The sequence below is a fragment of the Amycolatopsis sp. lyj-112 genome (assembly GCF_046549055.1).
Classification (GTDB): domain Bacteria; phylum Actinomycetota; class Actinomycetes; order Mycobacteriales; family Pseudonocardiaceae; genus Amycolatopsis.
Window position 1 is genome coordinate 104,040 of the sequence record NZ_JAJPWS010000004.1, and the last position, 21,644, is coordinate 125,683.

The 21,644-nt window shown below is 69.9% G+C and carries 22 protein-coding genes; 12 read left to right on the plus strand and 10 right to left on the minus strand.

What is annotated here, in order from left to right:
* Nucleotides 1-111 precede the first annotated feature (111 nt).
* Nucleotides 112-567 carry an STAS domain-containing protein gene (locus ACLJRL_RS16345; protein ID WP_410657021.1) on the plus strand — a complete coding sequence of 152 codons (456 nt, stop codon included), beginning with the start codon at nucleotides 112-114 and terminating at the stop codon, nucleotides 565-567.
* Here the strand turns inward: ACLJRL_RS16345 and ACLJRL_RS16350 are convergent.
* Nucleotides 506-850: an STAS domain-containing protein gene (locus ACLJRL_RS16350; RefSeq protein WP_410657022.1), complete on the minus strand. Its 345-nt coding sequence runs from the start codon at nucleotides 848-850 to the stop codon at nucleotides 506-508. The genes ACLJRL_RS16345 and ACLJRL_RS16350 overlap by 62 nt on opposite strands.
* 177 nt (nucleotides 851-1,027) lie before the next feature.
* On the opposite strand from ACLJRL_RS16350, the gene ACLJRL_RS16355 reads away from it, so the two are divergent.
* Entirely contained in the window at nucleotides 1,028-1,441 is a 414-nt protein-coding gene (locus ACLJRL_RS16355) for an ATP-binding protein (RefSeq protein ID WP_410657023.1), read from the plus strand.
* A 14-nt stretch (nucleotides 1,442-1,455) separates the two neighbouring features.
* Here the strand turns inward: ACLJRL_RS16355 and ACLJRL_RS16360 are convergent, their stop codons facing one another.
* The 5 genes from ACLJRL_RS16360 to ACLJRL_RS16380 all read right to left on the minus strand — a co-directional run bounded on the left by ACLJRL_RS16360 (nucleotide 1,456) and on the right by ACLJRL_RS16380 (nucleotide 5,150).
* On the minus strand, nucleotides 1,456-1,881 hold the full coding sequence (locus tag ACLJRL_RS16360) for a hypothetical protein (RefSeq protein WP_410657024.1): 426 nt from the start codon (nucleotides 1,879-1,881) through the stop codon (nucleotides 1,456-1,458).
* A gap of 25 nt (nucleotides 1,882-1,906) precedes the next feature.
* Nucleotides 1,907-2,425: a DUF4232 domain-containing protein gene (locus ACLJRL_RS16365; RefSeq protein ID WP_410657025.1), complete on the minus strand. Its 519-nt coding sequence runs from the start codon at nucleotides 2,423-2,425 to the stop codon at nucleotides 1,907-1,909.
* A gap of 201 nt (nucleotides 2,426-2,626) precedes the next feature.
* On the minus strand, nucleotides 2,627-3,202 hold the full coding sequence (locus ACLJRL_RS16370; protein ID WP_410657026.1) for a dihydrofolate reductase family protein: 576 nt from the start codon (nucleotides 3,200-3,202) through the stop codon (nucleotides 2,627-2,629).
* A gap of 85 nt (nucleotides 3,203-3,287) precedes the next feature.
* Complete coding sequence (locus ACLJRL_RS16375; RefSeq protein WP_410657027.1) at nucleotides 3,288-3,965, minus strand: response regulator; 678 nt, start codon at nucleotides 3,963-3,965, stop codon at nucleotides 3,288-3,290.
* Complete coding sequence (locus ACLJRL_RS16380; RefSeq protein ID WP_410657028.1) at nucleotides 3,966-5,150, minus strand: sensor histidine kinase; 1,185 nt, start codon at nucleotides 5,148-5,150, stop codon at nucleotides 3,966-3,968.
* Between the two features lie 168 nt (nucleotides 5,151-5,318).
* On the opposite strand from ACLJRL_RS16380, the gene ACLJRL_RS16385 reads away from it, so the two are divergent.
* Nucleotides 5,319-7,631, plus strand: coding sequence for a LuxR C-terminal-related transcriptional regulator (locus ACLJRL_RS16385; RefSeq protein WP_410657029.1), 2,313 nt, complete (start codon nucleotides 5,319-5,321; stop codon nucleotides 7,629-7,631).
* Nucleotides 7,632-7,644: 13 nt separating this feature from the next.
* Here ACLJRL_RS16385 and ACLJRL_RS16390 read toward each other — a convergent pair whose 3' ends face one another.
* From ACLJRL_RS16390 to ACLJRL_RS16405, 4 genes are all read right to left on the minus strand, one after another.
* Nucleotides 7,645-8,769 carry a helix-turn-helix domain-containing protein gene (locus ACLJRL_RS16390; RefSeq protein WP_410657030.1) on the minus strand — a complete coding sequence of 375 codons (1,125 nt, stop codon included), beginning with the start codon at nucleotides 8,767-8,769 and terminating at the stop codon, nucleotides 7,645-7,647.
* Between the two features lie 223 nt (nucleotides 8,770-8,992).
* Complete coding sequence (locus tag ACLJRL_RS16395) at nucleotides 8,993-9,745, minus strand: NPP1 family protein (protein WP_410657031.1); 753 nt, start codon at nucleotides 9,743-9,745, stop codon at nucleotides 8,993-8,995.
* Nucleotides 9,746-9,832: 87 nt separating this feature from the next.
* Nucleotides 9,833-11,518 carry a dihydroxy-acid dehydratase gene (ilvD, locus tag ACLJRL_RS16400; protein WP_410657032.1) on the minus strand — a complete coding sequence of 562 codons (1,686 nt, stop codon included), beginning with the start codon at nucleotides 11,516-11,518 and terminating at the stop codon, nucleotides 9,833-9,835.
* A 74-nt stretch (nucleotides 11,519-11,592) separates the two neighbouring features.
* The gene (locus ACLJRL_RS16405) at nucleotides 11,593-12,879 is read right to left on the minus strand and encodes a hemolysin family protein (protein WP_410657033.1); all 1,287 of its coding nucleotides are present in this window, start codon (nucleotides 12,877-12,879) and stop codon (nucleotides 11,593-11,595) included.
* A gap of 127 nt (nucleotides 12,880-13,006) precedes the next feature.
* Here ACLJRL_RS16405 and ACLJRL_RS16410 point away from each other — a divergent pair, with 127 nt between their 5' ends.
* From ACLJRL_RS16410 to ACLJRL_RS16450, 9 genes are all read left to right on the plus strand, one after another.
* Nucleotides 13,007-14,341, plus strand: coding sequence for a cytochrome P450 (locus ACLJRL_RS16410; RefSeq protein ID WP_410657034.1), 1,335 nt, complete (start codon nucleotides 13,007-13,009; stop codon nucleotides 14,339-14,341).
* Nucleotides 14,342-14,437: 96 nt separating this feature from the next.
* Nucleotides 14,438-14,926, plus strand: coding sequence for a hypothetical protein (locus ACLJRL_RS16415; RefSeq protein ID WP_410657035.1), 489 nt, complete (start codon nucleotides 14,438-14,440; stop codon nucleotides 14,924-14,926).
* A 63-nt stretch (nucleotides 14,927-14,989) separates the two neighbouring features.
* Complete coding sequence (locus ACLJRL_RS16420) at nucleotides 14,990-15,988, plus strand: helix-turn-helix domain-containing protein (protein ID WP_410657036.1); 999 nt, start codon at nucleotides 14,990-14,992, stop codon at nucleotides 15,986-15,988.
* Nucleotides 15,989-16,028: 40 nt separating this feature from the next.
* The gene (locus ACLJRL_RS16425; RefSeq protein ID WP_410657037.1) at nucleotides 16,029-16,796 is read left to right on the plus strand and encodes a MoaF C-terminal domain-containing protein; all 768 of its coding nucleotides are present in this window, start codon (nucleotides 16,029-16,031) and stop codon (nucleotides 16,794-16,796) included.
* A gap of 10 nt (nucleotides 16,797-16,806) precedes the next feature.
* On the plus strand, nucleotides 16,807-17,199 hold the full coding sequence (locus ACLJRL_RS16430) for a nuclear transport factor 2 family protein (RefSeq protein ID WP_410657038.1): 393 nt from the start codon (nucleotides 16,807-16,809) through the stop codon (nucleotides 17,197-17,199).
* The gene (locus tag ACLJRL_RS16435; RefSeq protein ID WP_410657039.1) at nucleotides 17,196-18,374 is read left to right on the plus strand and encodes an ABC transporter substrate-binding protein; all 1,179 of its coding nucleotides are present in this window, start codon (nucleotides 17,196-17,198) and stop codon (nucleotides 18,372-18,374) included. The genes ACLJRL_RS16430 and ACLJRL_RS16435 overlap by 4 nt, the downstream gene beginning before the upstream one ends.
* A 9-nt stretch (nucleotides 18,375-18,383) precedes the next feature.
* Complete coding sequence (locus ACLJRL_RS16440; protein ID WP_410657040.1) at nucleotides 18,384-19,244, plus strand: branched-chain amino acid ABC transporter permease; 861 nt, start codon at nucleotides 18,384-18,386, stop codon at nucleotides 19,242-19,244.
* Nucleotides 19,231-20,943: an ABC transporter permease subunit gene (locus ACLJRL_RS16445; protein WP_410657041.1), complete on the plus strand. Its 1,713-nt coding sequence runs from the start codon at nucleotides 19,231-19,233 to the stop codon at nucleotides 20,941-20,943. The genes ACLJRL_RS16440 and ACLJRL_RS16445 overlap by 14 nt, the downstream gene beginning before the upstream one ends.
* Nucleotides 20,940-21,635 (plus strand): ABC transporter ATP-binding protein, encoded by a 696-nt coding sequence (locus ACLJRL_RS16450; RefSeq protein ID WP_410657042.1) that lies wholly within the window; start codon nucleotides 20,940-20,942, stop codon nucleotides 21,633-21,635. Before ACLJRL_RS16445 ends, ACLJRL_RS16450 begins: the two co-directional genes overlap by 4 nt.
* The last annotated feature ends 9 nt before the right edge of the window (nucleotides 21,636-21,644 follow it).

The following is a 21,644-nucleotide window of genomic DNA, read 5'->3' on the forward strand; positions in this document are numbered from 1 at the left end:
TCCGCGGCCCAGATTTTTCCTTCGGGCGACGCGGCGGCGAGTTCACTTGCGCAGCGCAGTGCAGGCTTACCCGTTGTCCGTCTCGTCCCCGGCTTTCCGGGAGACAGAACAATGAACGACCAACCCGTGGTTTCCGCCGCCGTGCCGCGGCCCAGGTTGCCCGCCGACGCTCTGCTCCAGGTGCGCCGGACCCGCTGGAGTGAAGACCTGCTCGTGGTGTCCGCGGCAGGCGAAATCGATCTCGCCACGGCCGGTCACCTGGAAAGAGCGCTCTGGGACGACCTCCCCGCGGCCACAGTGCTCGATCTGACCGACGTCAGCTTCCTCGGCGTCGCGGGCCTTCGAGTCCTGGAAGCGGCCGCGAACCGCGCACACGTCGAGCGCCGCACGGTCGGGATCGTGGCCAGTACCCGCCTGGTCATGCGCCTGCTGCGCTTGTTCGACGTCGACGTCCGCATCCCGGTGTACCGGTATCTGCCCGACGCGGTCCGGGAACTGCCGAAGCTCAGGAACCGGCCAGCGGCAGCAACGTGGAAAGCCCCGTTTTCAGCGCCAGCCGGCGAATAGTCGGCGAGGGCAGGAAGCTGAGGTCGACCCCCGCGGTGGTACACCGATCGTTGATCCCGACCAGCGTCGCCAGACCGGTCGAGTCGCAGAACTCCACGCCTTCGAGGTCGACGGTCAGGCGGCCTGGCACAGGATCCAGCGCCTGGTCGAACGTCTCCTTGAGGTCCTCGGACGTGGTCAGGTCGATTTCACCCGCCACCGCCATGACGACCTGGGTGCCGTCGGGCCTGGTGACCGTCACCGAGAACGGAACCTCCCGGACGTGGCCGTCTCCGCTAGTCACCGTCACACTCCCTCACCGCCGGCGCACCGATATCCCGAACCTATCCGATGACGGCATCCGGCGGCCTGCGCGGCACCCGCGCCGCATTCTCGTCGGTGCCTTAATCTTGTCCATGAATCCGGCGGTTTCCCCACATCGTGAGAAGGAACCGCGGCTGGCGACAGGAGACGCTTCGTGATGCCGATCGAGGAGCCCGTGAAAAGCGGCGCCGACGAGCTCGTCCGTGAAGTCGCCGCCGTACCCGCGCAGGCCGCCGCGTTACGAGACGTCCTGGCGAGCTGGGCGGGCGAACGAGGGCTCCCGCGGGAACTGGCCGAGGATCTCAAGCTCGCCGCCTACGAAGCGATGACCAACGTGGTCAAGCACGCCTATCCGGACGGCACCGAAGACAACACCATGACGGTCACCGCCACGCACGAGGCCGGCACCGTCACGGTCACCGTCGCCGACGCCGGGCGCTGGCGCGACGGCCGCCGCCCCGACGGCGGACGGGGTCTGCCGATCATCCGGGCGTTCGCGCCGGAGGCCAGCGTGACCAGCACGCCCACCGGCACGATCGTCCGGCTTTCCTGGCCCTGCGCGGGCCTCTGACCGCTCCGCGCGGATCAGGCGGGATCGGCGAGGATCCCGTTGACCCAGCTGCCCGGATGCGTCGCGGAGTCTTGGCGGAGCACCGGGAGCCAGGACGGCCAAGCGGCGCTCAGCGCCTCGGTCTGCCCCGGCGGAATGGTCTCGACCTTCGCCGGCGTCCAGGATGTGGAACCACCGCTGCCGACCGAGCCCGGCATCGGCGTGAGCACGGTGATGGTCGCGGACGCCGTCTTCCCCGGCGGGACTTCGTTGACGCGCACGCCGTTGTCGACGCGCGGGAGCGGATAGACCGGCCCGTTCGGGTCGTCCGGGCCGACCAGGGTCGTCGCGGCGCCGCCGTCGGGCACGGCGGCCTCGGCCTGGGCGCAGGCGGTCAGGGCGAGCGTTCCCGTCAGGGCCACGACACCGATCGAAACACGCTTGATCTGCTTGCTGGTCATGACTTTCCTCCCTCGATCGCCGCTTTCAGCCGCTGACGGCGGTGACCTGGACGGTGCCGCCCTTGAGCGGCGCTCCGGCGGGCCAGTCCACGACCACGGGCACGCCGCCCGGGCCGGTCGGCAGGTCGAACGTGACCGTCGTCGGTGTGACCGGGTTCGGCGCTTCGGCCGAGCGCTGCACGATCCGCGACACCGCCGGGTGCCCGTCACGCAGGTTCACCGGCGCCGCGTTCGCCGCGGTGGCCTCCGGTACGGCGGTGACGTCCTTGATCAGCTGCCCGTCGGCGACGAAACCCATCGCGGTGGGCGCGCCCTGGAGCTTGCAGTTCGTGGTGGGCGAGGCCGCGGTGTACGTCAGGACGTAGGCCTCGTGTCCGGCGGCGTGCTCCGGATCCGCCGTCATGGTCACCCGTACGTCGGACGCGCCGCAGAGCTTGTCGCTCGGCATGGCACCGGCGATCCCGCCGGCGGCCAGGAGCCCGCCCGCCACCACCACTCCCCCGACGGTCACCACGGCCGCGGTTCGCTTCACCCGGATGTCCATGATCATCTCCTCCGCTCGGTGATCGATTCACGTCGATCGAACTCACTGAGAAAGATGCCCACGGGCCCCGAAAAGATGCGCGGAGATGATGTTGCTCCCAGGAATGCAACCCCGAGGAGTGACGGACGTCTTTAAGAACGAAAACCGGGACTCCGGTCAGCGCACGCAGGGGACGCCGCCAGGTCCCGGCCAGGGGCCCGATCATCGGATGACGTCGTAGATCAGCTTCTGGATCCCGTTCCCGTAGGCCTCGCTCTCGACCAGCTTGAGGTTCTGCTTGTCCTTGTCGGTGTCGCTGAACAGCTTCTTGCCCGCGCCGAGCAGGACCGGGAACAGCAGCAGGTGGTAACGGTCGATCAGGCCCGCGTCGGCAAGGTTCCGGACCAGCGTGGCGCTGCCGTGGATACTGATCGGCCCGCCCTCGGTCTCCTTGAGCGCGGCGACGTCGTCCAGCGAGCGCAGGATGGTCGTCTCGCCCCAGTTCGACACCAGGTCCTGCTCCCGCAACGTGGTCGACAGGACGTACTTCGGCATCGCGTTCCAGCCGGCGAAGTCCTCGGTCATCCCCGGCCACACCGGCGAGAACGCCTGGTAGCTGACCCGGCCCAGCAGCATCGCCGACGCCTCGTCCTGCTCGCGGCCCTTGATCTCGTAGGCGGCCGGGTCGAACTCGATGCCCTCGAAGGTCCAGCCCGCGTTGCGGTAGCCCGGCTCCCCGCCGGGTGCCTCGACGACGCCGTCGAGCGAGACGAACGAAGTGGCGATCAGGGTGCGCATGGGGTTCTCCTCGGTTGTTCTGACGTGCTTTCGTCACTGCGTCGAACAGGGGTCGTTCTCTTCGACACGGCTCGCGACGAATCTTTCATCCCTCCGCGTCGCGGACCAGAAGGGCGATCTGGACCCGGTTCTCGACGCCGAGTTTGGCGAGCATGCTGCTGGTGTGGGCCTTCACCGTCGCGACGGTGACGTCCAGCCGCCGCGCGACGCCGGTGTTGGACAGTCCCTCGGCGATGGCGCGCGCGGTCTGGGCTTCGCGTTCGGTGAGGGTGGAGAGCCTGCCGCGGGCCGTCTCGCGGGAGGTCCGGCGCGCGTCGGACGACTCCGGGCCGGTAGCCGCGGTGATCAGCCGGGCCGTGGCGGCCGGGGAGAGCGCGGGCTCCCCCGCGGCCACCGCGCGGACGGCGGCCAGGATCCGCGGCGGCGGCGTGTCCTTCAAGACGAACCCCAAGGCGCCGGCGCGCAGCGCGCCCAGCACCATCTCGTCCGTGTCGAACGTGGTGAGCACCAGGATCCCGGGCGGCGACGGCGCGGCGAGGATCTCTTCAGTCGCGCTCAGCCCGTCCCGTCCGGGCATCCGGACGTCCATCAGGACGACGTCGGGCCGCTGCCGGGCGACCACGGTGATCGCGGAGTCCCCGTCGACGGCTTCCCCGACGACGACCAGGTCGGGCTCGCCGTCCACGACGAGCCGCAGCGCCATCCGCACCATGGCCTCGTCGTCGACGATCACGACCCGAAGCGGTGCCTGCTCGGTGTCCACTCACTCGCTCCCTTCGCGGACCGGCCAGGGCAGCCTCGCGCCGAGCACGAAACCGCCGCCGGGATCCGGGTGATGGTCCAGTTCGCCGCCGGCCAGCGCGACCCGCTCGGTGAGGCCGAGCAGCCCGAAACCGGAGGCGGGTGGTCCGCCGGCGATCCGCGCGGCTCCGGAATCGCGGACCGAGACCCGTAGTCCGTCGCCCGCCGCGCCTTCGACGGTGACCCGCACCCGCGAGCCCGGCGCGTGCTTGCCCGCGTTGGTCAGCCCCTCCTGGACGATCCGGTAGGCGGTCCGGGCGGTGACGTCCGGCGGCTCCCCTGCCGCTTTCGTCGTGAAGGCGACGTCCAGCCCCAGCGCCCGCGCGTCGGCGACGAGAGCGGGGAGGTCGGCGAGCGAAGGTTGTGGTGGTCCGGGTTCTTCCGGGCCCGCCCGGAGCACGCCCAGGACGTCCCGCAGCTCCTCCAGCGCCTGGTGGGAGCCGTCGGCGATACCGCGGGCCAGCACCGCGACCTGGTCGGCCGGGAGGTCCGGGCGGTGCCCCAGCACCCCGGCCTGCATGGCGACCAGCGAGACCCGGTGGGCGAGGACGTCGTGCATCTCGCGGGCGATCCGGTGCCGCTCCACGATCCGGGCCTCGGCGGCGCGGGCCGTCTGCTCCCGTTCCGCGCTCTCCGCCCGTTCCCGCAGCGACCGCACTTCCTCCCTGCGCGCCCCGATCGCGACGCCCACGGCCACGGCGATGCCCACGATCAGGACGGAGGCGGAAAAGGAGAGCCACAACGGTTCGAGGGCTGTTCGCCGAGGGTAGAGAACGGAGGTGACCCGGGAGGCGACCGTGAAAAGCACCCCCACGACCGCGATCTCCACCGGACGCCGCCGGGCGGCCAGCGAGCCCACGGCCAGCAGCGCGGCGCCGCCGGCCAGTATCGAAACGGCGGAGGCGATCACGACCGCCGCCGCGACGACGAGCGGGTGGCGACGGCGCCAGAGCAGCGCGATCAAGCAGGCCAGCGCCACCAGTGGGTCCCCGACGCGTAGCCAAACAACGGCCGGCCCTACCGCACCCGGCGGCATCTGGGCGGCGGTGATGGTCCAGAGCACCGCGCCCAGCGCGGCGGCGGCCGACAGCCGCCAGGCCTGCTGCCACGCGCTGAGAGAGGGCGCCGCACCGGCCTTCGCGTTCACCGGCCCATCATCGTCGATCGGCCCGCACCGGCGCAGCCGGAGACAGGACGACCCGGCTTCGACTTTGGTCTAACTGTCGGGAGTACCCGGTCCGCTAGGATCCGCTCCCGGGCGACTTCCGTCTACATCGGACCGAAGCCGCGGGGACGGTCGATCGCGGGAGAGTGCATGGCGGACGGGGTTGGCTCGCTTTCGGTGTGGTCCACGGAACCCACCGAAGTGACCAGCTACGTAGGCCGCGACGCCGAGGCCGAGGAGGCCCGGCGTCTGCTGGCGGCCGCGTCACTGGTGACGCTGACCGGGCCCGGCGGGGTCGGCAAGACCCGGCTGGCCTGGCAGATCGCGATGGCGCACCGGGAAGCGACCGCCGACGAGGTCGTGTTCGTGTCGCTGGCGGAGCTGCGGGAACCCGCCCTGCTGGTGCCGACGGTGGCGAACGAACTGGGCTTCGGTGACAGATCGGCCAAACCGGCCATCGAGGTCGTCGTCGAGGCGCTGCGCTCGAGCCGGTTGCTGCTGGTGCTGGACAACTGCGAGCACCTGGTGGACAGCTGCGCCTGGCTGGCCGACACCATCGTGCGGGAATGCCCCGACGTGACCGTGCTGGCCACCAGCAGGCAGTCCCTCGGTGTGGCCGGCGAGCGGGTCCTGCCGGTACCGCCGCTGGCGGTTCCCGAGCAGGGCGATTCCTTCGAGCGCGCGGTGAACTACGAGTCCGTGCGGCTGTTCGTGGACCGGGCGACCGCGGTCGCGCCGTCGTTCCGGCTCACCGAGCAGGACGCGGACCCGCTGATCCGGCTGTGCCGACGGCTCGACGGGCTTCCGCTGGCCATCGAACTGGCCGCCGTCCGCATCCGGGCGTTGTCCTTGAACCAGCTGGCCGACCGGCTCGACCGCCAGTTCAGTGTGCTCACGAAGGACCGGCGCGGCAGGCCGGAGCGGCACGAGACGATGCGCGCGCTGATCGACTGGAGCCACGAACTGTGCACGGGGCCGGAACGGCTGCTGTGGGCGCGCGCGTCGGTGTTCTCCGGCAGTTTCGACCTCGACGCCGCCGAGCAGGTGTGTTCGGGCAGCGCGCTGCCGAGGGACCGGGTGCTCGAGGTCGTCGACGGCCTGCTCGACAAGTCCATCCTGCTACGCGAGGAGTATCCGGGCGGGGTGCGGTACCGGATGCTGGAATCGGTGCGCGAGTACGGCGCCGACAGGTTGAGCGAGGCGGGCGAGGTCGCCGACGTCCGGCGACGGCACCGCGACCGGTTCGCCGAACTGGCCGAGCAGTACGCGGCGGAGTGGCTGGAGACCGATCAGCTCGCCTGGATCGGGCGGCTGCGCCGCGAGCACGCCAACCTCCGCGTCGCGCTCGACTACTGCACCGGCGGCCCCGACGAAGCCGTCGTCGGGTTGCGGATGCTGCGTGACGTCAAGGAGTTCTGGATCGTCCGCGGGCTGAACACCGAGGGCCGCATGTGGGTGCGCCGGCTGGACGAGGCCGCCGCGCCGGGCGCGCCGGAGCGGGCGCGAATCCTGTGGCTGTCGGCTTTCCTGGCCTTGGTGCAGGGCGACATGGCCGCGTACGAGTCCATGATGGACAGAGCCGCCGCCGAAGCGGAGGCGACCGGCGACGACCTCGCCGCCGCCTACGTCCTCCATGTGCGCGCCTACGCGGCGCTGATCGGCAGCGACATGCCCAAGGCGTCGCAACTGTTCGGCGCGGCCATCGATCTTTTCCGTGCCCACGGCGACGAGGGCGCGGACCTCTGGGCGAGCTACAACTACGGGCTGGCTGTCGCGCTGAACGGCGACATGGACCGCGGCCGGGCGATCCTCGCCGAATCCGTGGCGCGCTGCGAACGGCAGGGCGAGGTCTTCTGGCGGGGCTGGGCCCTGTGGTCGCGGGCCGCCGCCGAGTATCTCCAAGGCGACCTCGCCGTCGCCGAGCGGTGCTGCGAGCAGGTGCTCCGCCTGCACGCCCGGGTGGACGACCGTGTGGTCGTCGGCTTCACGCTGACCGTGCTCGCGGGCTGTGCGGCCCGGACGAACCGGCCCGACCGGGCGGCGATCCTGCAAGGGGCCTCGATGAACGTCTGGCGCACGGTGGGCGCGTGGCCCACCCGCTACGAGGCCTTCACCGAACCACTGCAGACCGACACGGACACCGTGACCGCCGCGATCGGCTGGGAGGTCGCCCTCAAGGAGTTCACCGACGGCGCCGCGATGCCGACCGCCGACGCCATCGCGTACGCGCTCGGAGAACGCCGCATCGACCCCCGCAAGAACGGCGACCAGATCCTCACCAAACGCGAGACCGAGATCGCGAGTGTGGTCGCCGAGGGGCTGACGAACCAGGAGATCGCCGACCGGCTCGGCATCGCCCGGCGCACCGTGGACACCCATATCGACCACATTCTCACCAAGCTCGGCTACTCCAACCGCGTGCAGGTCGCCACCTGGGTGACCCGGAACGCGGACCGCGCCTGACCGGTCGTGCCCCTCAGGCCGCCCGGACCGGCGTGGTCGGCTGAGCCGGTTCGGGGTCGCCGACGAGCAGGTCGGCGCGCAGGGCGATCCGCAGATCCAGCCGCGCGTCCGGGTCGTCGAGGCGGGAGCCGAACAACGTGCGGAGCCGTCGCAGACGGTTCCGCACCGTCTGCGGGTGGACGCCTAGATTGTTCGCGATCTCGGGTGCCCCACCGCGGGCGGAGAGCATGGCGTCGAGGGTGTCGGCGAGCTTGCCTCGCTCGTTCGCGGGCAGACCGGCGATCGGCGCCAGGCTGCGCGTGACGAGCGCGGTGGTGAGCACTTCGTCGGCGTACAGCCAGTGCGTGGTCAGGTGGTCCGACCAGCGGACGAGCGGGCCGTCCTCGATCACCTCGCGCCGCACCAGTTCCAGGGTCCGCCGTGCCCAGCGCAGCGACGTCGCCGCGTCGGCGGGAGACACGGCTGGCCCGATCGCCACCCGCGCCCCGGCGAGCAAGCGGCCGACGTCGAGGTCGTCGGGCACCAGCAGGTACGGATACTCGCCGGCGAGGTCGGCCAGCACCTCCGGGCCGAAGGAGGCCAGCACGGTCCCAGGCTCAGCGGCGACGGCGACCACCTGCGCGGGCGGCGCCCAGCCCGCGCGAGCCGCCAGGGCCGCCCACTGCGCCGGCGCGCGGCCGCTCACGATTTCCTTCAGCAGGTCGCGGCGCAGTTCTGCCGGAGAGGGTGTGTGAGCCGCCCGGTAGGCCGCCGTGGACAGCCGGATCAGGACGTCGGAACAGCGGAGCAGCGCCTCCACGCCGGTGTCCACCACTGACGCTCCGGCTCCCGGCTGACGGGACAGCGAGGCCAGGACTGGCAGCGCGGACCGGCCTGCCCCGTGGTAGGCCCTGGCGAGTCTGTCGAGGTCGTGACCTGCGGCGTATTCGGCCACCCCCGCCTCCCGGAAGGCGTCCGCACCGGGCGCGATGCCCAGCGCGGAGTCCGCTCGGGAGTTCTCCAAAAGCGACGCGACGAACTCCGTGGCACGTACGTCGAACAGGAGCGTGTGCTCGGGCAGGGCGTGCCGGAGGTTGTCGACGATCGCACGGGCGATCACCAGGGAGGCGGAGCGGGCTGGGGCGTGCGACACGGTCATCGTCGACCTCCGGAGCAGCGGGAATCGTCGGGCCGCCGAGTCTGCTACTCCTGGGTAACGGGACACATCGTGTGAATTACGTACTCGGGCCTCTCCGCCTACAGATCACCCGTTCGTGGCGGCCGGCAGCACCGTCCACGAAGCAATGCCGTGAAGGCCTCCTTGCCTACGCTCAAGGTAGGCAAGGAGGCCTTCACACGGACCGCCGCTTCGGTTCCTGCCGTCAGGCGTTCGGGTCGAACGGGATCCCGGCGGGCTTGGCCTTGCTCAGCTCACCGTTGAACGACGAATCCCGGATGCCCAGCTGGGCGCTGCCGAAGTCGTGCCCGGTCAGCTTGTCGCGCAGGCCCGCCGGGTAGCCGTCCCAGCCGACCAGGGGCGGGTACTGCCACTGCTTCTTGTGGTTCTCCGGCTCTTCACCGAAGCCCGCGTGCCGGAAGCAGTGCGTGCTGATGCCGTCCTTGTGGTAGATCACCTTCGGGTGCTTGCCGGTCTCGTCCCACGGGACCTGGTCGCGGTGCTTGGTCGTGTACTTCCCGTGCGCCGAGGTGGACACGTACCTGCCCCAGTCGCCCTGCACCCACACGACGACGTGCTCCCAGTCGTGCCGGTGCCCGGCGCTGCCCGGGCCCAGCGCGGCCTGGTCCTTCTCGAAGTACAGCGCGTACAGGTAGGCGCACCAGCCGTTGTTGCACTTCACGCGCGAGTACGCGTTGGTGTTGTCCAGATCGGAGAGGTCACGGCACTGGCCGTTGACGTCGCCGCCGAGCGCGAGACCCGGGGCGAGCGTGCCGTCCCGGCCGATCGCCGGGGTGGGATAGCAACCGTCCCCGTCGTAGTCGAAAGCGGGCTCATAGGTCCGGTCGGCCCCGGGAGCCGACCAGTCCAAGGCCTGCGGCGGCGCCGCGTGAGCCGTTCCGGTCACGAAAAGGAGCGCGGCGAGCGCGCCCATGAAGACCGTGGTGAACCGTCGCATGCACATCATCCGTTCCGGTTGTCCCGATACGTTGGCACGCGGTTATTAATTCACGACTTGATTCAACTGAAAACCGACCTTCGTCGTTCACTCGCAAACGGCCCCGTGGGCGGCGCTCTGCACGACCTTCGCGTACTTGCCGAGGACTCCGCGCGTGTACGCGGGAGCCTTGGGAGTCCAGCCCACGCGGCGCGCTTCGAGGTCCGCGATCTCGACCTCGAGAGTCCGGTTCGCGACGTCGAGGGTGATCGGGTCGCCGTCACGGACGAACGCGATCGGCCCGGCGTCGACGGCCTCGGGCGCGATGTGGCCGACGCAGAGGCCGGTGGTGCCGCCACTGAACCGGCCGTCGGTGATGAGCAGGACGTCCTTGCCGAGCCCGGCACCCTTGATCGCGCCGGTGATGGCGAGCATCTCGCGCATGCCCGGTCCGCCCTTGGGGCCCTCGTACCGGATGACGACGACGTCACCGGCCACGATCCGGCCTTCGGTGAGCGCGTCGAGAGCGGCTCGCTCGCCGTCGAACACCCGCGCGGTGCCGGTGAACGTCGATTCGTCGAAACCGGCCGACTTCACGACCGCGCCGTCCGGCGCCAGCGATCCCTTGAGGATGGTCAGCCCGCCGGTCTTGTGGATCGGGCGGTCGAGCGGGCGGATGATCGTGCCGTCCACCGGGGCCGGTGCGAGGCCGGCGAGATTCTCGGCCATCGTCTTGCCGGTCACGGTCAGCACGTCGCCGTGCATGAGCCCGGCGTCGAGCAGCGCCTTCATCACCACCGGGATCCCGCCGACCTTGTCGACGTCGTTCATCACGTACTTCCCGAACGGCTTGAGGTCGCCGAGGTGCGGGACCTTGTCGCCGATCCGGTTGAAGTCGTCGATGCGCAGATCGACCTCCGCCTCGCGCGCGATCGCGAGCAGGTGGAGGACGGCGTTGGTCGAGCCGCCCAGCGCCATCACCACGGCGATGGCGTTCTCGAACGCCTCCATGGTCATGATCTGCCGCGCGGTGATGCCCTGGCGGAGCATGCCGACCACGGCCTCCCCCGAGCGATGGGCGAAACCGTCGCGGCGCCTGTCGACGGCGGGCGGCGCGGCCGAACCAGGCAGCGACATGCCGAGCGCCTCGGCCACCGAAGCCATCGTGTTGGCGGTGTACATACCGCCGCACGCGCCCTCACCCGGGCAGATCGCGCGCTCGATCCGGTCCACCTCGGCGCGGGTGATCTTGCCCGCGAGGCAGGCGCCGACGGCTTCGAAGGCGTCGATGATCGTGACGTCCTGACCGTCCACCTGGCCGGGCATGATCGAACCCGCGTAGAGGAACACCGAGGCGAGATCGAGCCTGGCGGCGGCCATGAGCATGCCCGGCAGCGACTTGTCGCAGCCGGCGAGCAGCACGGAGCCGTCGAGGCGCTCGGCCATCATCACCGTCTCGACGGAATCGGCGATCACCTCCCGCGACACCAGCGAGAAGTGCATGCCCTCGTGTCCCATGGAAATACCGTCGGACACCGAGATCGTGCCGAACTCGAGCGGGTAGCCCCCGCCCGCGTGCACCCCGTTCTTGACCGCCTTGGCCAGCCTGTCCAGCGACAGGTTGCAGGGCGTGATCTCGTTCCACGAGGACGCCACCCCGATCTGCGGCTTCGCGAAGTCGTCGTCCCCCATCCCGACCGCGCGGAGCATGCCGCGCGCCGCGGCCCGTTCCAGCCCGTCGGTCACGTCGCGGGAACGGGGCTTCAAATCGCGCTGATCGCTCGCCTCCGGCATCGGGGGCACCTCTTTCTGACCGCTTGTGGTGGGACACCGGGCACGCTGCCAACACCGGGCGCCGGGCGCAACTCCTACTCGCCGCTCGGCTGTTTCGCGGTGCGGTGCAGCGCCACCCGCGTGATCGCGTGATGATCCACGCCGAGCACCTCGACCGTCCACCCCGAAAGCACCACCCGGTCGCCCGGCTTCTCCGGGATCCGGCCCAGGATCACGAGGACCAGGCCCGCGATCGTGGCGTACTCCCCCGCCGGCGCGTCCGGCAGTTCGACCCCGACGTCGACGAGATCATGCACGGGGAAGGTGCCCGGCAGCACCAGGGAACCGTCCTGGCCGTCGCGCACGGCCAGGACGTCGCGATCGGTCTCGTCGTAGATCTCCCCGACGATCTCCTCCAGCAGATCCTCCAGGGTGACCATGCCCGCGACGGCGCCGTGCTCGTCGACCACCAGCGCCATCTGTTCACGCTCGGCCTTGAAGCGCCGCAAGGCATCCGAGACCCGCAGCGAATCGGGGAACACCACCGCCGGCCGCACCACCTCCGCGAGTTCGGTGTGCTCGTCGAGCAGGTCGCGCAGGTGCACCACGCCGACGACGTCGTCCAGATGCCCGCCGCTCGCGACCGGCGCCCGTGAGTACCCGGACTCGGCGAGTTGCTTCCGAGCCGAGGTCAGATCCTGCTCGGACGAGAGCGTCAGCACCGCCCGCCGCGGCACCAGTACCTCGCGCAGCCGTCGCTCGTGGATCTCCAAGGCACCGTTGATGATCATGCGCTGTTCGGCGTTCAGGCCGCGTTGCGCCGAGACCAGTTCCCGCAGTTCCTCCGGCGACATCTGGTCCGGATCCGACTCCGGCCGCCCGCCGAACAACCGCACGACGAAGTTCGTCGACGCGCTCAGGGCCCACACCACGGGCCTCGAGATCGTCGAAAGCAGGTTCAGCGGGCGCGCCACCAGCAGCGCCCACCGCAGCGCGTTCTGCATCGCCAGCCGCTTCGGCGCGAGTTCGCCGAGGACCAGGGTCAGGAACGTCAGCACGATCGTCACCAGCGCGACGGCCACGGCACCGGCGGCATTGCCCAAGAAGCCGAGCAACGGCACCACGGGCTCGGACAGCGACACCGCCGCCGTCGCCGAAGCGAGGAATCCGGCGAGGGTGATGCCGATCTGGATCGTCGCGAGGAACCGGTTCGGGTCACGCGCCAGCCGCACCAGCGTGCGAGCGCTCGTCCGGCCGTCCCGCTCCAACGTCCTCAGCTGGCCCTCGCGCAGCGAGATCAGCGCCATCTCGCTGCCCGCGAACACCGCGTTGAGCACCACCAGCACCGCGACGAGTGCGATGTCGAAACCGTAGCCGCCCACAAGTACTCCCCGGCCCGCTGGAAGAGAAAACTGTACCCAGGGAAACAAAAGCTCGCAGATATCGCCGCGGCTCGATACTGACACGTCGTTCCGCTACCGTCGAAGGACCCGCACGGACGGAGTCCTGATGTTCACCCTCAAGACCGCTCCCGCACGGTCCTTTCTGCGCCGGACCGGGGAACTGGCCAAACCGGTCGCGCGCTGGAGCATCGGTCACGCGCTACCGCGAGTCGCCCTCCGGGCCGCGGCGCGACGAGGTGACCTGCAAGGACGGCTCTCCGTCGAGGCGTCCACCGGCGCGGACCTGACCGGACTGTTCGAGGAGATCCGCGCGCACGGGCCGGTGGCCGCGACCCGGGTCGGCCAGGTCACCACCCGGCACTCGGCGGTCAAGGCGATCCTCACCAGCGACGCCTTCAAGTCCGTCCGGTTCCTGCCGGACAACCCGCTGCTCAACCGGCTCGCCGCCTGGTCGGCGTCCGGGCTGATCCACCCCATCGAACCGCCGTCGCTGCTGGCCAGCGAACCGCCGGACCACACGCGCTACCGCAAACTGGTCACCCGGGTCTTCACCGCCCGCGCGGTCGAGCAGCTGCGGGAACGGACCCAGGCGATCACCGACGAACTGCTCGACGGCCTCGACCCGGCCGATCCCGTCGATCTGATCGAGTCGTACTGCGGGCTGCTTCCCGTCACCGTGATCAGCCAGATCCTCGGCGTCCCGGCCGAAGATCGCGACAAGGTGCTCGCGCTCGGCGGTGCCGCGGCACCGAGTCTCGACCTCGGGTTGCCGTGGCGGACGTTCCGGAGCGTCGAAGCGACGTTGGCCGAGTTCGACGCCTGGCTCACCGGGCATCTGGAGAGGCTGCGGAAAGATCCCGGCGACAACCTGCTCAGCAAGCTGATCGCCGCCCGCGAAGACGGGGTCGGCCTGACCGAACGGGAACTCAAGGCCACCGCGGGCCTGGTCCTGGCGGCGGGTTTCGAGACGACCGTCAACCTTCTGGGCAACGGCATCGCGCTGCTCACCCGGCATCCTGACCAGCTCCGGAAACTGCGTGAGAGCCCCGAACTGTGGAGCAACGCCGTCGACGAGATCCTCCGCTACGACCCGCCCGTCCTGCTCACCGGCCGGTTGTGCGCACGCGACACCGAAATCGAAGGGGCGCCGATCCACCGCGGCGCGATCGTCAGCACCGTGCTCGCCGGTGCGAACCGGGACCCGGAGATCTTCGACGATCCGGACACTTTCGACGTCACACGGGCGAATGCGCGCGACCACGTTTCCTTCGGCGCCGGGCGGCATTACTGCCTGGGCGCGTCGCTGGCGAGGATGGAAGGGGAGATCGGGCTGCGGTCGATCTTCGAGCGGTTCCCTGACGTGCGGCTGCTGGCGGGGGCGCGGCGGCGGGAGACCCGGATCCTGCGCGGCTTCCAGAACCTGCCCGCCTCCCTCTCGTGAGTGGTAATAACGGTTAGAACCGTCATTACCACTCACGAGGCTAGGCGGGTATTTCTACCGGGCCACGTTCGCGTTCCGGCCCCTAGTCTCGCGTTGATGAACACCGCTCCCGGCCACGAAGGCAAGGAAGCCCCGGAGATGCCCGTCTTCAGCGCCTTCGGCTGCCTGATGGGCTTCTTCATGACCGGGATGTGCCTGATCGGGCCGACGCTGCTCTGGCTCAGCACGCAGTTCGATCCCGGCGACGACGACCGCATGGTCGTCGTCGCCATGGGCGCGGTGTTCACGATCGCCTGCACGGGGACCGTCGTCGCGCACCTCCGGCAGAACGCCAAGGCCCGCGAGATCCACCGCGGCCTCGATCGCGCCGGCGTCCGCGCCACCGCCGAAGTCGTCTCCAGCAAACGGATCTGGGTCGGTGAATCGCCCACCGCCGCGGACGAACTCCGGTTCCTCGTCACCGGAACGGGCGTGACGGCGTTCGGGGCGGGCCTGGTCACCGAGGACGTCGGCCGCTACGGACTCGGCACGCGGGTCCCGGTCGACGTGGACCCGCGGACCAACCTGTTCCGCCTCGCCGACTGACCCGGCGAGATCATTGCCCGACAGCATCGTATCGCTTATCGTATATGAAATTCACTCCTCTCGATGCTGCGAGGTGACGTCGTGACCACCGCCACCGCCGACCCGACCACCACCATGGTCGCGCGAGATTTCACCGATTTCCGCACGGTGGTGTCGCAATCCTTTGTTCCGTTGCACGTGACGAGCGAGCACAGCGACCATTTCCGCGGCCGCATCCGCTCGTGCGGCGCCGACGACGTGCAGCTGTCCGAGGTGACCGCCTCCGCGCACGTGGTCGAGCGGACGCCCGAGCTGATCGCCCGGGCCGACAGGCACTACTACAAGCTGAGCCTGATCCTGTCCGGCACCGGATTGCTGGTGCAGGACAACCGCGAAGCCATGCTCCGCCCCGGTGACGTGGCGTTGTACGACACACACCGGCCGTATTCGCTGGCGTTCGAGGAGGACTTCCGCACGCTCGTGGTGATGTTCCCGCAGCGGCTCATCGATCTCCCCCGCGACCTGATCGGCCAGCTCACCGCCGTCCGCATGTCCGGGAAACGCGGCATCGGCAACGTCGTGGTGCCGTTCCTCGCCCAGCTCGGCTCCAACCTCGATCAGCTCGGCGGCCCGGCGGGCGTCCGGCTGGCCCATACCGCGGTGGATCTGCTCGCCACGCTGTTCGCCACCGAACTCGACCTCGCCCGCACGACGGCGGGGCCGCACCACGAACTGATGCGCCGGGTACTCGCCTTCATCGACACGAACCTCTCCTCCACCGACCTCGGCCCGGCGCAGATCGCCGCCGAGCACTACATCTCCACCCGGCATCTGCACGGGCTGTTCCACGAACAGGGAACGACCGTCTCGGGCTGGATCCGCACGCGGCGTCTGGAACATTGCCGCCGCGAACTGCTCGACCCGGTTCACTCCACACGGCCCGTCGCGGCCATCGCCGCAAAGTGGGGTTTCGTCGACGCGCCGCACTTCAGCCGGGTGTTCAAGACCGAATTCGGCCGCTCGCCGAGCGAACTGCGCCGCGGCTTGACCGTGAGCGACCGGTTGTTGCCGCCCAGCGCGTGACAGCTGGCCCCGGCCGGGCGGGCGCCTCGACGATGACCGCATGCCCGAAGCACCCGAGGAACAATGGCGCACCTATGACGAGTTCGCCGCCGGAATAGCCACCTACCGCCTGCCGAACGCGGACCTGTCGGGACGCGAGCTCGCCGTCACCCTCGACGACGGAACGACGTTCGCGCTGCGGTTCGAGGACGCCGAAACCGTCACCTGCAACGGCATCAAGGATCCCTACGACGCGGTCGCCGTCCGGGACGACGTCTTCTTCGTGAATCTCCCGCACACCAGCGTGGAAGGCGAAGCCCTGACCGTGGTCTTCTCCACGACCACGCATCGCGCGCTGGCCGTGCGCTCGGTCATCGGCGCCGGCGACGTCGAGGGCGTTCCCCGTGTCTCCCAGACGTTCTGGTCCGGCACCACCGACGCCGGTGCCCCCACCGGCGAGGTGCCCGGGCCGTCGCGCGACCTGATCGGCAAGCGCAACGTTTACCGCTACAGCCCGGAACATCTCTACGAGCACGTGTACGTGTCGTCGCAACGCTATGCCTGGCAATGCCTCGAAGGCGTTCAGCGCGGCCACGGCGACATGGACCTGTCGACGGTGTGGAAGTTCCAGGACGGGCTCTACCTGTTCTGCTTCCGCGAGTTCCGGATCGCGGTGGCCAGTGTGTGGCTGCACGACCTCGGATACGCGCTGAAGACCACCGGCGTCTTCCTCGGCCTGACCGGCGAAGGCCGGTCGGAGCATTCCCGCGCGGGCGGGCACATCTACCCACTCGGCGCCGTCGCCTATCCCGACGCGCAACCGGTCTGAAGGAGTTCGAGTGTCCAATTTAGACGTCATCGCCGCGCATTACGCCGCGAGCGACCGAGGAGACCTGGCGGGCATGCTGGCCCCGCTCGGCCCCGAGACCACCTGGACGGAGGCCGCCGGTTTCCCTTACGCCGGCACCTATGTCGGCCCCGAAGAGGTCCGGGACAACGTCTTCGGCCCGATCGCCCGTGACTGGGAGGGCTATCGCTTCACGCTCGGTGAGATCGCCGACGCGGGCGACACGGTGATCGGCCTGGGCACCTACCAGGGCAAGCACCGGAAAACCGGTCGCTCGTTCACCGCGCGCGTCGCGCACGTGTGGAAGTTCGACGGCGGCAAGCTCGCCACGTTCGAGCAGATCGTCGACTCCGTGCCCGTCCTCAACGCGGCTGAGGACCGATGAAGCCCGCGCGGCGCCTGGTCGCCCTCTCCGCCGCCGTCCTGCTCGCGACCGCGGGCTGCGCCGGAGCCGAAAGTGGTTCCGGCGGGCCGATCAAGGTCGGCTCGGTCAACGCGCTGAGCGGCGCCGCCACCTTCCCCGAGTCCTCCCAGGCGGCCAAGGCCGTCTTCGACGCGGCCAACGCGAGCGGTGGTGTCAACGGAAGACAGATCGAATACAAGGCCCTCGACGACAAGGGCGACCCCGCGGCGGCAGCGGCGGCGGCTCGCGAGGTCGTCGGCCGTGACGAGGCGGTGGCACTGGTCGGCTCGTCCAGCCTCCTCGAATGCGAGATCAACTCCAAGTACTACGAGCAGCAGAAGATCCTGTCCATGCAGGGCATCGGCGTGGATCCCGCGTGCTTCAACAGTCCTAACATCGCTCCGGTCAACGTCGGGCCGTACCACGACATGACGCTGACCCTGCTCTACGGCTCGGAAACGCTGAAGCTGAACGACATCTGCGCGCTGCTGGAGATCGCGGGCAACACGCTGCCCTCGTATCAGGCGGCCATCGACGAGTGGTCGGCCATCACCGGCAAGAAGCTGAAGTACCTCGACGCGACCGTGCCCTACGGCGGTTCCGACTACACCTCCTACATCGTCAAAGCACGCAACGCCGGGTGCAAGGCGATCACGGTGAACCCGGTCGAACCCGACTCCATCGGGCAGCTCAAGGCCGCCGCGGCCCAGGGCTGGACCGACGTCACGTGGCTGCTGCTGACCAGCGTCTACAGCGAGAACTACGCCAAGGCCATCTCCAACGCCGGCGCCGGGGTGTACGTGCCCGCCGAGTTCTACCCGTTCACCGACGCGACCAGCCCGCAGAACAAGGACTGGCGCGAACTGATGACGAAGAACGGCATCCCGCTGACCTCGTTCAGCCAGGGCGGTTACCTGGCGGCGAAGTACTTCCTCGACGTGATCCGCGGGATCAGCGGCGACATCACCCGCGAGTCGGTGACCAAGGCGCTGCGGGAGATGAAGCCGGTCAGCGATCCCATGGTGGGCACGCCGTACGTCTTCGGTCCCGGCGAAACCCATCACGACAACACCGCGGGCTGGCCGATCAAACTCGCCTCCGGCACCAACAAGTGGGAGCTCGTCGCCGACGACTGGCTGCGCATCCCGAAGAAGTAGGAGGATCCGATGCTGCAGGGAGCGCTGGCCGGCCTGGCCGCCGGCGGGCTGTACGCGGTACTGGCGGTGTGCCTGACGCTGATGTCGCGGCTGGTGCGGGTGGTCAACTTCGCCCAGTCGGCCACCGGGATGTTCGGCTGTTACGTGGCGGTGTTCCTGTCCGTCGACTTAGGACTGCCGATGTGGCTCGGCACCATCGCGGGCATCGTGCTGGGCGGGCTGCTCAGCGCGCTGCTCGGCTGGATCGTGTCCACCTGGCTCGCCGAGGCGGACACCGGCACCAGGTCGGCGGTCACCGTCGCGGTGCTGCTCCTGCTGATCTCGTTGTCGTTCATCCTGTTCGGCAACAAACCGCAGCCGTTCCACCCGATCCTCGACGGCCCGGCGCTCACCGTCGGCGGGGTGGTGATCAGCCAGGTCACCGTGGTCACCGTCGCGCTGGCGGTGCTGGTCGCGGTGGCCAGCAAGATCGTGCTGAGCCGGACTTCGGCCGGGGTGCAGCTGCGGGCGTTGTCCGAGCGCCCGACCACGGCGGAACTGCTGGGCATCCCGGCGAAACGGCTCAGTGTCGCGGTCTGGGCGGTCACCGGCGTGGTCAGCACGCTGGTGATCTCGATCGTCGCGCCGTCGCAGTCCAACGACGCGACGTCGCTGGCGATGCTGGTGGTCCCGGCCTCCGCGGCGGCGCTGCTGGGCGGATTCCGGCGGCTGGACCTCGCTGTCGCGGGTGGTCTGATGCTCGGTCTGGTGCAGGGCGCGGCCGCCCAGGTCGACGGCCTTTCCGTCGCGCGGTACTTCCTGCCGTTCGCAGTGATCGTCGCGCTGCTGCTCTGGTCGCAGCGCAAGGAGGTGTGGGATGCGGCTCGCTGAACGTGGCGTGCGCACCGGAATCCCGTTCGTGGTCGCCCTCGCGGGGATCGCGGCCGGGTACGCGCTGAGCGTCGGGCTCGACGGGTACTTCGTCTACCTGGGCATGAGCGCGGTCGTCGCCGGGATCTCACTGCTCGGGCTGGGCGTGGTCACCGGCAGCGCGGGCATGATCTCGTTGTGCCAGCTCACTTTCGGCGCTGTCGGCGCCTGGGTGGTCTCGGCGCTGAACGCCGCGGAGGCGCCCGGCGGGTTCCTGACCTGGCTACTGCTCGGCGGGCTCGCCGCCGGCGTCGTCGGTGTGCTCGTCGGGCTCCCGGCACTGCGCCTGCGCGGGATCAACCTCGCCGTGGTCACGCTGGGCCTCGCCGCGGCGGCCGACCTCGCGCTGGTGCAACTGCAGTTCCCCGGCGTCGCCGAGGGCATCTCGGTCGAGCGCCCGGACGCCTTCTCCGACGACCGGTCCTACTTCCTGCTGGCCGTCGTGGTTCTGGTGCTCTGCTGCCTGGCCGTGTACTTCCTGCGCCGCGGGCGCTGGGGCAGCGCGTGGCAGGCGGTGGCGTTCTCCGAACGGGGCACCGCGGCGGCGGGCGCGAGCGTGCGGACGTCGAAGCTGACGGCGTTCGCGGTGAGCGCCACGCTGGGCGGGATCAGCGGCGGCCTGCTCACCGGCCAGGTCGGGCTCGCCTTCCCGGCCAGTTTCACCGCGATCCAGTCGCTCGCGCTGTACGTGCTGGCGATCATGTCCGGCGCGCACCTGATCGACATGGCGGTGTTCGGCGCGGTGCTGTGGGTCGGTGTCCCGGAACTGCTGAAACGCTGGGGAATCCCGCAGGACTGGGGTTTCGTGGTCTTCGGCGTGCTCGGCGTCCAGGCACTGGCCGGCGGCGGGAACCTGGGCACCACGGTGCGGCAGCTGTGGTACCGGCGGTCGAAGGAACCGGCGAAACTCGAACTGGCGGCGGGCACCACGTCCGTCGAACCGGTACCACCCGGTCCCCCGGTGCTGGTGGTCCGCGGGCTGAGCGTGAACTTCGGCCACGTCGCCGCATTGTCCTCAGTGGACATCGAGGTACCGGAGAACGGCATCCTCGGCGTGATCGGGCCCAACGGTGCCGGCAAGTCGACCCTGGTCGACGCGATCAGCGGGTTCCTGCCGAACGCCGACGGCGAGGCCGAACTCGGCGGCAAACCCTTGACCGGGTCGCCGTCGAACCGGGCCCGTACCGGGCTGCGCCGGACGTTCCAGCAGGACCGCGTTCCCCCGGGCCTCACTGTCGACGCCTACCTGCGGTTCCTCGCCCGCCGACGGCTCACCGCCGACGAGATCGGCGAGGCCTTGGACTTCTTCGGGTGCCCGGCGGCCCGCACGCCACTGTCCCAAGTGGACGTCGGCGCGCGCAGGCTCGTCGAGGTGGTCGGGCATCTCCTGGCCAGGCCACGGGTACTGCTGCTGGACGAGCCGGCCGCCGGGCTGCCACACGAAGAACACGTCGCCTTCGGGGAACGGCTACGGCAGGTCCCCGCCCGCTTCGGGGTATCGGTGCTGCTCATCGAGCACGACCTCGACCTGGTGCGCTCGGTCTGCGACACGATCACCGTCCTCGACTTCGGCCGCGTGCTGGCCTCCGGCCCGCAGGCCGAGGTACTGGCCGATCCGGCCGTGCTCAAGGCGTACATGGGTGAAACGGAGCTGCTGTGAACGCTTTGCGGGTAACGGGACTGACGGTCACACGCGGCGCGGGGCCGGTGATCCGGGACGTCGACGTCACCCTCGAACCGGGCCGGATCACCGCGCTCGTCGGACCCAACGGGGCCGGGAAGACCAGCCTGCTGGAGGCGATCTCCGGAGTCGTCCCCGCGTCGGCCGGGACCGTCCACATAGGAACAAGCGAGATCACGAAGCAGTCGCGGGTCGCCCGTGCCCGGCGGGGGCTGGCGCATATCGAACAGGGCCGCGCGGTGTTCGGCGGCCTGACCGTGCTGGAGAACCTGATGCTGACCGCGCGCATCCGCGCGCGAGCCGACGAACTGTTCGAACTGTTCCCCGAACTGGAGAAACGCCGCGACTCCCCGGCCGCGCTGCTCAGCGGAGGCGAACAGCAGATGGTGGTGCTGGCCCGCGCGTTCGCCGCGCGGCCGTCGTTCCTGCTGATCGACGAGATGTCGCTCGGTCTCGCCCCGGTGGTGTTCACCCGGCTGCTGCCGCTGGTCACCCGGTTCGCCGAGGAAGGCGCGGCGATCCTGCTCGTCGAGCAGTTCACGCATCTGGCTCTCGGCGTGGCGAGCGACGCGCTGGTGGTGTCTTCGGGCCGCGTCACCTACGCCGGCGGCGCGCAGGACCTGCTGGACTCCCCCAGCACCCTGCACTCCGCCTACCTGGGCGAATCCTGACCCCAGTAC